Source organism: Mesorhizobium sp. WSM4820 (genome assembly GCF_055811075.1).
The window spans coordinates 1-12,877 of sequence record NZ_JBVVQN010000042.1; the positions used below are offsets into that span (position 1 = coordinate 1).

General features: G+C 65.2%; 7 protein-coding genes and 1 pseudogene. 4 read left to right on the forward strand and 4 right to left on the reverse strand.

Annotation, left to right across the window (positions count from 1 at the left end):
- Window positions 1-294: PfkB family carbohydrate kinase (locus AC0L2R_RS33135; RefSeq protein ID WP_473513977.1), on the forward strand; the 294-nt coding region annotated here is incomplete at its 5' end.
- Between the two features lie 17 nt (window positions 295-311).
- Here AC0L2R_RS33135 and AC0L2R_RS33140 read toward each other — a convergent pair.
- Window positions 312-2,591 (reverse strand): NADP-dependent malic enzyme, encoded by a 2,280-nt coding sequence (locus tag AC0L2R_RS33140; RefSeq protein ID WP_023803750.1) that lies wholly within the window; start codon window positions 2,589-2,591, stop codon window positions 312-314.
- Between the two features lie 205 nt (window positions 2,592-2,796).
- Between AC0L2R_RS33140 and mutS the strand changes: the two genes are divergently transcribed.
- On the forward strand, window positions 2,797-5,484 hold the full coding sequence (gene mutS / locus AC0L2R_RS33145; protein WP_473513986.1) for a DNA mismatch repair protein MutS: 2,688 nt from the start codon (window positions 2,797-2,799) through the stop codon (window positions 5,482-5,484).
- A 24-nt stretch (window positions 5,485-5,508) separates the two neighbouring features.
- Here the strand turns inward: mutS and AC0L2R_RS33150 are convergent, their stop codons facing one another.
- The 3 genes and pseudogenes from AC0L2R_RS33150 to AC0L2R_RS33160 all read right to left on the reverse strand — a co-directional run.
- Window positions 5,509-6,354, reverse strand: coding sequence for an aldo/keto reductase (locus AC0L2R_RS33150; protein ID WP_473513980.1), 846 nt, complete (start codon window positions 6,352-6,354; stop codon window positions 5,509-5,511).
- A gap of 32 nt (window positions 6,355-6,386) precedes the next feature.
- Window positions 6,387-6,788 carry a CopM family metallochaperone gene (gene copM / locus AC0L2R_RS33155; RefSeq protein WP_128174105.1) on the reverse strand — a complete coding sequence of 134 codons (402 nt, stop codon included), beginning with the start codon at window positions 6,786-6,788 and terminating at the stop codon, window positions 6,387-6,389.
- Window positions 6,789-6,831: 43 nt separating this feature from the next.
- Window positions 6,832-8,226, reverse strand: a pseudogene (locus tag AC0L2R_RS33160) (HAD-IC family P-type ATPase); the annotation flags it as partial.
- A gap of 114 nt (window positions 8,227-8,340) precedes the next feature.
- Between AC0L2R_RS33160 and AC0L2R_RS33165 the strand changes: the two are divergent.
- Together AC0L2R_RS33165 and murJ are read left to right on the forward strand one after the other, a co-directional pair.
- Window positions 8,341-11,142, forward strand: coding sequence for a [protein-PII] uridylyltransferase (locus AC0L2R_RS33165; RefSeq protein WP_473513982.1), 2,802 nt, complete (start codon window positions 8,341-8,343; stop codon window positions 11,140-11,142).
- A 46-nt stretch (window positions 11,143-11,188) separates the two neighbouring features.
- Window positions 11,189-12,772, forward strand: coding sequence for a murein biosynthesis integral membrane protein MurJ (murJ, locus tag AC0L2R_RS33170; protein WP_473513984.1), 1,584 nt, complete (start codon window positions 11,189-11,191; stop codon window positions 12,770-12,772).
- The last annotated feature ends 105 nt before the right edge of the window (window positions 12,773-12,877 follow it).

Genomic DNA, 12,877 nt, shown 5'->3' on the forward strand with positions numbered 1-12,877 from the left:
CAGATCCGCAAGGATTGCAAGATCGCCGCCGTCACCCGCTCCGAAAAGGGCTCGGTCATCGTGCGCGGCGACGAGACCGTCACCATCAATGCGACGGAAATCCGCGAACTGGTCGACACCACCGGCGCCGGGGACCTCTATGCCGCCGGCTTCCTCTACGGCTACACACAAGGCCGCAGCCTGAAGCATTGCGGCGATCTCGGCTCGCTGGCGGCCGGGCTGGTGATCCAGCAGATCGGGCCAAGGCCGCGGCAAAATTTACGCCACGAGGCTGAGCAGGCAGGCCTGATTTAGGAAGAGGCGCTCGCTCCTCAGGCCCCCGCCGTATAAGCGGCAATCGCCGCCATGTTGACGATGTCGCTGTCCTTGGCGTTGAGCGAGACGATCTGAACCGGCTTGTCCAGGCCGACCAGCAGCGGGCCGATAACGGTCGAGCCGCCGAGCTCCTGCAGCATCTTGGTCGAGATCGAGGCCGAGTGGAAGGCCGGCATGATCAGCACATTGGCTGGGCCGGTCAGCCGGATGAACGGGTATTGCGCCATGGCGCGTGCGCTGAGCGCCACGTCGGCTGCCATCTCGCCGTCATACTCGAAATCGACGCGCCGCTTGTCGAGGATGCGCACCGCTTCCTGGATGCGTTCGGAGCGCTCGCCCTGCGGATGGCCGAAGGTGGAATAGGCAAGCATGGCCAGCCGCGGCTCATAACCCATGCGGCGGGCAAAGCCGGCGGCCTCCTCGGCGATGTCGGCGATCTGTTCGGCATTCGGCATATCGTGCACGGCGGTGTCGGCGACGATCACGGTTCGGCCCCGCGCCAGCACGATCGAGGCGCCGATCACGCGGTGGCCGGGCTTGGCGTCGATGATGCGGCGGATGTCGTCGAGCGCCGTCGAGTAGTTGCGGGTGACGCCGGTGACGATGCCATCGGCATCGCCCAGCGCCACCATGCAGGCGGCGAAATGGTTGCGGTCGGTGTTGATCAGGCGCTGGCAGTCGCGAAACAGGAAGCCCTTGCGCTGCATACGCTCGTACAGATAGTCGGTGTAGACGCCGTTGCGGCGCGACAGCCTGGCATTGATGATCTCGATGCCTTGCTTGTTCAGTTCGATGCCGGCGTTCCTGGCGTTCTCCTTAATGATGTCGTCGCGGCCCAGCAGGATGGCGGTGCCGAGCCGCTGGTTCACATAGGAGACGGCGGCGCGCATCACCTGCTCCTCCTCGCCCTCGGCGAAAACGATGCGCTTGGGCTGGCGGCGCACGCGGTCGTAGATGCGCTGAAGGGTCGAGGCGATCGGATCGCGGCGGGCGGAAAGCTCCTGCGCGTAGCGGTCGAGGTCGAGGATCGGCTTGCGCGCGACGCCGGATTCCATCGCGGCCTTGGCAACCGCGATCGGAATGGCCGAGATCAGGCGCGGGTCGAACGGCACCGGGATGATGTAGTTGGGGCCGAATTTCGGCCGCATGCCCTGGTAGGCGGCGGCGACGTCGTCGGGTACATCCTGGCGCGCCAGTTCGGCGAGCGCACGCGCCGCGGCGATCTTCATGTCGTCATTGATGGTGGTCGCCCGCACGTCCAGCGCGCCGCGGAAGATGTAAGGGAAGCCGAGCACGTTGTTGACCTGGTTCGGATAGTCCGAACGGCCGGTGGCCATGATGGCATCGGCGCGGATTTCGGCCACTTCCTCCGGCGTGATCTCCGGATCGGGGTTGGCCATGGCGAAGATGATCGGCTTCTCGGCCATGGACTGCACCATCTTGGTGGTCAGCGCGCCCTTGGCTGAGAGGCCGAGGAACACGTCGGCACCGTCGATCGCCTCGGCCAGCGAGCGTGCGTCGGTCTTGGCGGCATGCGCCGACTTCCACTGGTTCATGCCTTCGGTGCGGCCCTGGAAGACGACACCTTTGGTGTCGCACAGGATGATGTTTTCGGGCGCAAAGCCCATCGCCTTCATCAGCTCGATGCAGGCGACGCCGGCGGCACCGGCGCCATTGCAGACCATTTTGGTGGTCTTCATGTCGCGACCGGTGATTTCCAGCGCGTTGATCAGGCCGGCCGCCGAAATGATGGCGGTGCCGTGCTGGTCGTCATGAAAGACCGGTATGTCCATAAGTTCGCGCAGCCGCTGCTCGATGATGAAGCACTCCGGCGCCTTGATGTCTTCCAGATTGATACCGCCGAACGACGGCCCAAGGAAACGCACGCAATTGATGAACTCTTCGGCATCCTCGGTGTCGACCTCGAGATCGATCGAATCGACATCGGCGAAGCGCTTGAACAGCACCGCCTTGCCTTCCATCACCGGCTTGGCGGCCAGCGCGCCGAGATTGCCGAGGCCGAGGATGGCGGTGCCGTTTGAGATGACGGCGACCATGTTGCCGCGCGCCGTGTAGTCGAAGGCGCGGCTGGGATCCTCGGCAATGGCAAGCACCGGAACCGCGACGCCCGGCGAATAGGCGAGGCTTAGGTCACGCTGGGTGGCCATCGGCTTGGTGGCGACGATCTCCAGCTTGCCCGGGCGGCCCATGGCGTGGAATTCCAACGCCTCCTGCGCACTGACGGAGGGGCCGTTGCTTTCGGTTTTCTTGGCCATGATGCTTTCGATTTCCTCACCCGTGCAGCACCTCGTTGAGACGGGCGCGGTGCTTTCTTTTGTGGAACGTTCGGGATTAAGGCTACACTTCGCCGCTGTAAACCGCCAAGCAGATGGCTTGGGAAATTTTGGAAGCAACTTCTTGAACGACGAAACGCCCATTCGCAGCGACAGCGCTACGCCGGCCTTTGCGCCGGCAACGCCGATGATGGAGCAGTATATCGAGATCAAGGCGGCGAACCCGGATTCGCTGCTGTTCTACCGCATGGGCGATTTCTACGAGCTGTTCTTCGACGACGCCGAGAAGGCGAGCCGGGCGCTCGGCATCGTCCTGACCAAGCGTGGCAAGCACCAGGGCCTCGACATCCCGATGTGCGGCGTACCGGTGCATGCCGCCGACGATTATCTGCAGAAGCTGATTGGACAAGGGTTCCGCGTCGCCGTCTGCGAGCAGATCGAGGATCCGGCAGAGGCGAAGAAACGCGGCGGCAAATCGGTGGTGCGCCGCGACGTGGTGCGGCTGGTAACGCCCGGCACCATCACCGAGGACAAATTGCTGGCGCCGTCGGAATCGAGTTTCTTGATGGCACTTGGCCGGGTCAAGGGCGGAGCCGAACAAAGAAGCGGGGAGCGCGGCAGCTCGACAGGGAACCAAGGAAGTTTTGCGCTGGCCTGGATCGAGATCTCGACCGGCGCCTTCCGCGTTGCCGAGACCAGCGCCGACCGGCTGCTCGCCGATGTCTTTCGCGTCGAGCCACGCGAACTGATCGTCGCCGAACCGGTGTTTTACGATCCAGAGCTGAAACCGGTGTTCGATGTGCTCGGCCGCATCGCCAGTCCGCAGCCGCCGAGCCTGTTCGACTCGGCGTCGGCCGCGGGCCGCATCGCCCGTTTCTTCGAGGTGGCGACGCCGGACAGTTTTGGCACGTTTTCCCGCGCCGAGCTGTCGGCGATCTCAGGCGCAATCGCCTATGTCGAGAAGACGCAGAAGGCCGAGCGGCCGCCGCTGTCGCGGCCCGAGCGCGAGGAGCAGGGTTCGACGCTGTTCATCGATCCGGCGACACGCGCCAATCTGGAACTGCTGCGCACGCTGTCCGGCAGCCGCGAGGGTTCGCTGTTCAAGGCGATCGACCGCACGGTGACCGGCGGCGGCGCGCGGCTGCTCGCCGATCGGCTGATGGCGCCGCTGACCGATCCGGCGGCAATTGGCGCAAGGCTGGATTCGGTGTCGTTCTTCCGGTCCGAGACACGGCTGTGCCAGGCGGTGCGGGCGAGCCTGAAGAGCGTCGCCGACATGCCACGCGCGCTGTCGCGGCTGGCGCTCAACCGCGGCGGCCCGCGCGATCTCGGCGTGCTGCGTGCCGGGTTCGAGGCAGCCGGCGCTATTGCCGAACTGTTTGCGGCGACCGCCCTGCCGCCAGAATTGGCGGCGGCGCTGGCGGCGATCGAAGCGCTGCCGCGCCCGCTGGCCGAGCATCTGACACGGGCGCTCGCCGACGAGCTGCCGCTGCTCAAGCGCGACGGCGGCTTCGTCCGTTCCAGCTACAACGCCGAGCTCGACGAGATGCGGGCGCTGCGCGATGAATCGCGCAAGGTGATCGCCGGGCTGGAGCGCTCGCTGATCCACGAAACCGGCATCCGCTCGCTGAAAATCCGGCACAACAATGTGCTTGGCTACTACATCGAAGTCACCGCCAACAACCATGCGATCATGACGAGCAGCGACGGGGCGAAGGCGCGCTTCATCCATCGCCAGACCATGGCCAACGCCATGCGCTTCACCACGACCGAACTGGCCGAGCTGGAATCGAAGATCGCCAATGCCGCCGACCGGGCGCTGGCGATCGAGCTTGCCGCCTTCGACAGGCTGACGGCGGAAGCCGTTGGCGAGGCGGACAAGATCCGCGCCGGCGCCGAAGCACTCGCCGTGCTCGACGTGTCGGCGGCACTGGCGCTGCTTTCCGAAAGCGACGCCTGGTGCCGGCCGGTGGTGGACGCGAGCCTCGCCTTCGCCATTTCGGGCGGGCGGCATCCGGTGGTGGAACAGTCGCTGCGGCGTTCGGGCGAAGGACCGTTCGTCGCCAATGATTGCGATCTGTCGCCGGAAGGCAATGCCAAAAACGGCGCGATCTGGCTGCTGACCGGCCCCAATATGGGCGGCAAATCGACCTTCCTCAGGCAGAACGCGCTGATCGCCATCCTCGCCCAGACCGGCTCCTTCGTGCCGGCGGCCTCAGCCCATATCGGCGTTGTCGACCGGCTGTTTTCACGTGTCGGCGCCTCGGACGACCTGGCGCGCGGCCGCTCGACCTTCATGGTCGAGATGGTCGAAACGGCGGCGATCCTCAACCAGGCCGGCGAACGCGCGCTGGTGATCCTCGACGAGATCGGCCGCGGCACCGCCACCTTCGACGGCCTGTCGATCGCCTGGGCGGCGGTCGAGTATCTGCACGAAAAAAACCGCTGCCGGGCGATCTTCGCCACCCATTTCCACGAAATGACTGCGCTGGCCAGCAAGCTCGCTCGACTGCACAATGTCACCATGCGGGTCAAGGAATGGGAAGGCGACGTGGTCTTCCTGCACGAGGTCGGCAAGGGTGCCGCCGACCGCTCCTACGGCGTGCAGGTGGCGCGTCTGGCCGGCTTGCCGGAGGCGGTGGTCGGGCGGGCCAGGGAAGTGCTGCACCAACTGGAAGCTGGCGAGGTTTCGGGCAAGGCCAACCGGCTGGTCGACGATCTGCCGCTGTTTTCGGTGGCGGTGAAACGGGAAACGCCGAAGCCGGTGAAGGACGACGCACTGGGCGCCGCGCTCGGCGCGATCAACCCCGACGAGATGACGCCGCGGGAGGCGCTGGAGGCGCTGTATCGGCTGAAGGGAATGGCGGGGAAATAGCTGGGCCTCGTCCGCTCCCATCCCTCAAATCATCTGCAGGCCCTGCTTGCGCCGCGGCGGTGGGAAGGCGCGGTCGATTTCGGTGAAATCCTCACGCGTAAGCTCGATGTCGAGCGCCGCGACATTCTGGCGGATATGCTCCTGCTTGCTGGCCTTTGGAATGGCGATGACGCCGTCCTGTGCCATCACCCAGGCCAGCGCCAGCTGAGCCGGCGTCGCATCGTGGCGGGCGGCGATGGCTTCGAGGCTGGCGTTGCGCGCCAATACGCCCTGGTCGACCGGCGAATAGGCCATCAGCGGAATGCCGCGCTGCCGGCTCCAGGGCGCAAGGTCGAATTCGGGGCCGCGCTGGGACAGATTGTAGAGGATCTGGTTGGTCTGGACGCCGTCGCCGGCCGGCAGGCTGACCAGTTCCTCCATCTCATGAGTGTCAAAATTGCTGACGCCCCAATGGCGGATCTTGCCGGCTTTTTTCAACGCTTCGAAGGCCTCGACCGTTTCCGCCAGCGGCACGCTGCCGGGCCAGTGCAGCAGATAGAGATCGATGCGGTCGGTGCGCAGATGCCTGAGGCTTGCCTCGCAGGCAGCCGGCACGCCGGTGCGCGAGGCGTTGGATGGCAGCACCTTGGAGACTAGGAACACCTCGTCGCGGCGCCCGGCTATAGCATCCGCCACCACTTCCTCGGCGCCACCGCTGGCATACATTTCGGCGGTGTCGATCAGCGTCATGCCGAGATCCAGCCCAAGCTTCAGGGCATTGACCTCATCGGCATGGCGGCGGGCGTCCTCGCCCATTTTCCAGGTGCCTTGACCCAGCACGGGAACGGCTTCGCCCGAGGGCAATGTTGTGGTTCTTATCGTTGACGGCATGGCGTGCTCCAGTCGAGGCCCGATGGCTGATGCTACTTCACCGGATGGGCGGCCAGCCAATCCTGCATCCGCTTGATCTCGGCTTCCTGCGCCGCGATCACCGCTTCGGCCAGCTTGCGCATTTCCGGATCCTTGCCATTGGCAAGCTCGACCTTGGCCATGTCGATAGCCGCCTGGTGATGCGGGATCATGCCGCGGGCGAAATCGACATCGGCATTGCCGGAATATTCGATCGCCGTCATCGCGGTGTGCATTTTGTCCATCGCCGCCTTGTAGCTGTCGGTCGAGGCACCCTGCGCGCCCATCGCCCCCATGTCGTGCGCCCCCATGTCGTGTTTCGTCTCCTGGGCTTGCGACGGAATGCTTTCCAGGAAAACCGCAAGCAGCATTCCGGCCGCCATCAGCAGCAGCACGATCTTCTTGGCCAACGTCATTCATGATCTCCTTTTTGAACGAGTTCCTATCTGGGGACTTGGCTCAGAGTTTCAACGTCCTGAGCCGCAACGCGTTGGTGATCACCGACACCGAGGACAGGCTCATCGCCGCTGCCGCAATCATCGGCGACAACAGCGTGCCGGTGAGCGGATAGAGCACGCCGGCGGCGACCGGCACGCCAAGCACGTTGTAGAGGAAGGCGAAGAACAGGTTCTGGCGGATGTTGCGGATCGTCGCCTGGGCGAGCGTGCGGGCCCGAACGATGCCGTTGAGATCGCCCTTGACCAGCGTGATCCCGGCGCTTTCGACCGCGACATCGGCGCCGGTGCCCATGGCGATGCCGACATCGGCGGCGGCCAGCGCCGGCGCGTCGTTGACGCCGTCGCCGGCCATGGCGACGCCGCCGCCGCTGGCGCGCAACTCTTCGACCAGCGCGCTCTTCTGTTGCGGCAGCAGGCCGGCACGCACCTCGTCAATGCCGAGTTTGCTTGCGATGGCTTTCGACGAGGTCGACGATCCGCGCCAGCGTGGTTTCGGCGCCGATCCTCTCGGCGCGCATGATCAGCGAACCGTTCTTGTTGAGCGTGCCGCCGGTGACGGAATCGCCTTCAGTCTTTTCGACCGGCAGAGGCTCGCCGGACAGCATCGATTCGTCGACGGAAGAGCGGCCGTCCAGCACCATGCCGTCGACCGGCACGGCATCGCCGGGGTGGATGCGCAGGCGGTCGCCGGCCTTGACCGTGTCGAGCGGCACGTCGTTTTCGGAACCGTCCTCGCCGATCAGCCGCGCGGTCTTCGGCGCGAGGTCGAGCAGCGCGCGAATCGCCGAGCCGGTTTTTTCACGGGCGCGCAATTCCAGCACCTGGCCGAGGAAAACCAGCGCCACGATGACGGCGGCTGCCTCGAAATAGACCGGGACCGTGCCCTCATGACCGCGGAACTGGTGCGGAAATATATCGGGGAACAGCGCGGCGGCGACGCTGTAGAGATAGGCGGCACCAACGCCGAGCGAAATCAGCGTCCACATGTTGGGGCTGCGGTTGAGAACCGATTCCCAGCCGCGATGGAAGAAAGGAAAAGCCGCCCACAGCACAACCGGGCTGGCCAGCGCCAATTCCACCCAGATCTTGGTCGAATCCTCGATGAAGGCGCTAAACGTCAGGCCGAGCATCGGCGCCATGGCGAAGATCAGCAATCGCACCGACAACACGGCGCTCACCCAGAAGCGCCTGGTGAAATCGACCAGTTCCGGGTTCGGGCCCTCGTCGCCGGTCGGCACGCCATCGGTTCCAGCGCCATCCCGCAGATCGGGCAGGCGCCTGACTTGTCGCGGACGATTTCTGGATGCATCGGACAGGTGTATTGCGTGCCTTTCGGCATCGCCTGCTGCTCCGGCCTGTCGCCAAGATACTTTGCCGGCTCCGCCTCAAGTGCGGCAGGAGGCGATCATCCGGTTTCGACTGCCGTGGAGAGCCTGTCTGTCCGCCCCATACCCAGCGCCGCGAAAACGCGCTATAGACGCCGCCAAAACGGCGAGGCCGAACGGCACTTATGGCAAGAATCTCTCTAAAGCTCGACGAACTGATCGACGGCGAAGCCTTGCGCCGCGAGATGACCGCGCTGACTGCGGCCACGGCAGGCGACGGCTCCGGCAAGGCTGCGCGTGCCGGTGTTCTCCAGCTTCTCAAGGGCAGGCTGGCCGCCGGCCGCAGCATCGCCGAACGCATGCTGATGGACGACGGCAGCGGCACTGCCTGCGCCGCCCGGCTGTCGCATCTCATGGACGAAATCATCCGCGCGCTCTACGAGTTCGCCGCCACCCACGTCTATCGCGTCAAGAACCCGTCATCGGCCGAACGCATGGCCGTCGTCGCGGTCGGCGGCTATGGTCGCGGCACGCTGGCGCCGGGATCTGATATCGATCTGCTCTTCCTGCTGCCCTACAAGCAGACCCCATGGGGCGAGCAGATCGTCGAATACATGCTCTACGTGCTGTGGGACCTGGGACTGAAGGTCGGTCACGCCACCCGCAACATCGACGAATGCCTGCGGCAGTCGCGCACCGACATCACCATCCGCACCTCGATCCTGGAGGCGCGTTTCCTGTGGGGCGAGCAGAAGCTCTATGACGAGCTCTTGCAGCGCTTCGACCGCGAGGTGGTGCGCACGACCGGACCCGAATATGTGCAGGCCAAGCTTGCCGAACGCGACGAGCGTCATGCCAAGGCCGGCGAAAGCCGCTATCTGGTCGAACCCAACGTCAAGGACGGCAAGGGCGGCCTGCGCGACCTGCAGACGCTGTTCTGGATCGGCAAGTATTTCTACCGGGTCCGCACCGGCGAGGAACTGGTCGACAAGGGCGTCTTCACCGGCACCGAATACCGGGAATTCCAGAAGGCCGAGGACTTCCTGTGGGCGGTGCGCTGCCACATGCATTTCCTCACCGGCAAGGCCGAGGAGCGGCTGCATTTCGACATCCAGCGCGAGATCGCCGAGCGGCTGGGCTACACCACACATCCGGGCCTGTCGGCGGTCGAGCGCTTCATGAAGCATTACTTCCTCGTCGCCAAGGACGTCGGCGATCTGACCCGCATCTTCTGCGCGGCGCTCGAGGAAGAGCAGGCCAAGCATGTGCCGGGCTTCAACCGCATCTTTCTCACCTTCTCGCGCCGCAAGCGCAAGCTTGCCGGCACGTCCGATTTCATTGTCGACAACCATCGCATCAACATCGCCGACGACCTGGTGTTCGAGCGCGATCCGGTCAATCTCCTGCGGCTGTTCTGGTTCGCCGACAAGCACGGGCTGGAATTTCACCCCGATGCGCTGAAGCTGCTGACCCGTTCGCTCGGCCTCGTCGGCAAGGCGCTCAGGCGCGACGAGGAAGCCAACCGGCTGTTCCTCGACATATTGACGTCGGACCGCAATGCCGAACTCAATCTCAGGCGGATGAACGAGGCGGGACTGCTGGCAAAGCTGATCCCGGATTTCGGCAAGATCGTCGCCATGATGCAGTTCTCGATGTACCACCACTATACGGTGGACGAGCACCTGATCCGCTGTATCGGCGTGCTAGCCGAGATCGAGCGCGGCGACGGTGAAAAGACCCACCCGCTTGCCCACTCGCTGATGCCGGGGCTGAAGAAAAGCCGCGAGGCGCTCTATGTCGCGGTCCTGCTGCACGATATCGCCAAGGGCCGGCCGGAGGACCATTCCGAAGCGGGCGCCCGGATCGCGCGGCGGATCTGCCCGCATATGGGGCTGTCGGCGGCCGACACCGAAACGGTCGCCTGGCTGGTCGAAAACCATCTCGCCATGTCGATGACGGCGCAGACCCGCGACCTCAACGACCGCAAGACGATCGAGGACTTTTCCGCGATCGTGCAGTCGGTCGAACGGCTGAAGCTGCTGCTCGTCCTGACCGTCTGCGATATCAGAGGCGTCGGGCCTGGCGTCTGGAACGGCTGGAAGGGGCAGTTGCTGCGCACGCTCTACTACGAGACCGAATTGCTGTTGACCGGCGGGTTTTCGGAGGTGTCGCGTGCGATGCGTACCGCGGCTGCCCGCGAAAAGCTGGCCGAGGCGCTCGCCGATTGGCCGGAAAAGGCCCGCAAGCGCTATGTCGCCAAACACTATGAGAATTATCTGCTGGCGGTCGATCTCGCCGACCAGCTTCGCCACGCCGAATTCATCCGCGAGGCGGATGCGGCGGGCAAGAAGCTCGCCACGATGATCAAGACCCATCAGTTCGAGGCGGTGACCGAGATCACCGTGCTGGCGCAGGACCATCCCCGCCTGCTGTCGGTCATTGCCGGCGCCTGTGTGGCGGCCGGCGGCAACATTGTCGACGCGCAGATCTTCACCACCTCCGACGGCCGCGCGCTGGACACCATCCTGATCTCGAGGGAATTCGACCGCGACGAGGATGAGCGCCGCCGTGCCGAGCGCGTCGGCCGCCTGATCGAGGACGTGCTGTCGGGTAAGAGCTGGCTGCCGGAGATGATCGAGAAGCGCACCAAGCCGCGGCGCGGCGCCAAGGTCTTCCGCATCCAGCCGCGCGCCGAAATCCGCAACACGCTGTCGAACCGGTTCTCGGTGATCGAGGTCGAGGGGCTGGATCGGCCGGGCCTGCTGTCCGAGATCACCGGGGCGTTGTCCGACCTGTCGCTCGACATCGCCTCGGCGCACATTACCACGTTCGGCGAAAAGGTCATCGACACCTTCTATGTCACTGATCTCACCGGCCAGAAGATCGACAGCCCGACCCGCATGGCCGCCATCAAAAACAGGCTGATCGCGGTCCTCGAAGGCACCGTGCCCGAGCGCGGCGGCAAGGCCAAGGCTGCGGCCGAGTGACAGCCACCACCCATTTGTCCCAATCCTGCAGGCAGTCTCCAGACGCATGAGCCTTGTCAAAAAGTTCGCGACGGTCGCTTCCGGCACGCTGATGAGCCGCGCCCTCGGCTTCGGCCGCGAGATGCTGATGGCGGCCGCGCTCGGCACCGGGCCGATCGCCGACGCCTTCAACGCTGCCTTCCAGTTTCCCAACACCTTCCGCCGGCTGTTTGCCGAAGGCGCCTTCAACGCCGCCTTCGTGCCGCTGTTCGCCAAGGAGATCGAGACCCACGGCACCGATGGCGCCAAGCGCTTTTCCGAAGAGGTGTTCGGCGTGCTGTTCACGGCGCTGCTGGCGCTGACCATCGCCATGGAACTGGCGATGCCGCTGATCGTGCGCTACCTGGTGGCGCCGGGCTTTGCCGACTCGCCGGGAAAGTTCGAGATGACGGTCCGGCTCGCGACCATCATGTTTCCCTATCTGATCTGCATGTCGCTCGGCGCCATGATGGCCGGCATGCTGAATTCGCTGCGCCGCTATTTCGCCGCCGCGGTGGCGCCGGTGTTCCTGAACGTCATCCTGATCGGCGTGCTCGCCTATGCGTGGCACAAGGGATCGGACGCGCGCACCGTTGGCTTCGCACTGGCCTGGGGCGTGCTGGCGGCGGGGCTGGTGCAACTGGCGATCGTCTGGGTGGCGGTGCGCCATGCCGGCATCTCGATCGGCTTTCGCCGGCCAGGGATGACGCCCAATGTCAAGCGGCTGCTGATCCTGGCGCTGCCGGCGGCGATCACCGGCGGCATCACCCAGATCAACCAGCTGATCGGCACCGCAATCGCCTCGGCGCAGGACAGTGCGGTGTCGTCGCTCGCCTATGCCGATCGCATCTATCAGCTGCCGCTCGGCGTCGTCGGCATCGCCGTCGCAATCGTGCTTCTGCCCGAACTGTCGCGGGCGCTGAAGTCGGGCAATCTGATGGAGGCGGCCAATTTGCAGAACCGGTCGGTGGAGTTCACGCTGTTCCTGACCTTGCCGGCGGCGGCGGCACTGCTGGTCATGGCGGAGCCGATCGTCGGGCTGGTCTACGAACGCGGCGCGTTTGCCGCAAACAACTCGACGCCGATCGTGGCGGCGATCCTGGCGATCTTCGGCTTGGGGCTGCCGGCCTTCGTGCTGATCAAGGCGTTCACCCCCGGCTATTTCGCCCGCGAGGACACGCGCACGCCGATGATCTTCGCCGCGATCTCGGTGGCGGTGAACATCACCACCGCGCTGACGCTGTTTCCGCAGATGGGCGCGCCGGGCATCGCCGTCGCCTCGGCCGTCGCCGGCTGGGTCAATGCGTTGATGCTGCTCGGCGTGCTGATCCGGCGCGGCCATTGGGGCCGCGACGTGCCGCTCATCAGACGCATCCCACGGCTGGTGCTGTCGGCGGCGGTGATGGCGGCGGCGCTGTATTTTGCCGAACACTGGTTTGCCGCCCAACTGGCTTCGGGCTCGCCGCTGGTGGTCAAGGCGGCAACGCTGCTTGGGCTGGTCGCCGGCGGGGCGCTGCTTTATTTCGTCACCGCCTTCGTCACCGGGGGGGCGGATTTCGGCATGATCCGGCGCAGTATCAGGCGGAAGGGCTCCTCTTCGACCAGGGAATAGTCTCCGACCCGTAGACCACCATGTCGATGTCGGCGCTGCCCCTCATTGCCCTGCCGGGCATTTCTCCCCGTATAGTGACGGGGAGAAAGAGCTGGCCGCAACGGC

What these genes read in the sequence shown, in the direction of transcription:
- AC0L2R_RS33140 (WP_023803750.1), bottom strand. Translation starts at nt 2,591, where the DNA reads ATGGCCAAGAAAACCGAAAGCAACGGCCCCTCCGTCAGTGCGCAGGAG.
- mutS (WP_473513986.1), top strand. Translation starts at nt 2,797, where the DNA reads ATGATGGAGCAGTATATCGAGATCAAGGCGGCGAACCCGGATTCGCTG.
- AC0L2R_RS33150 (WP_473513980.1), bottom strand. Translation starts at nt 6,354, where the DNA reads ATGCCGTCAACGATAAGAACCACAACATTGCCCTCGGGCGAAGCCGTT.
- copM (WP_128174105.1), bottom strand. Translation starts at nt 6,788, where the DNA reads ATGACGTTGGCCAAGAAGATCGTGCTGCTGCTGATGGCGGCCGGAATG.
- AC0L2R_RS33165 (WP_473513982.1), top strand. Translation starts at nt 8,341, where the DNA reads ATGGCAAGAATCTCTCTAAAGCTCGACGAACTGATCGACGGCGAAGCC.
- murJ (WP_473513984.1), top strand. Translation starts at nt 11,189, where the DNA reads ATGAGCCTTGTCAAAAAGTTCGCGACGGTCGCTTCCGGCACGCTGATG.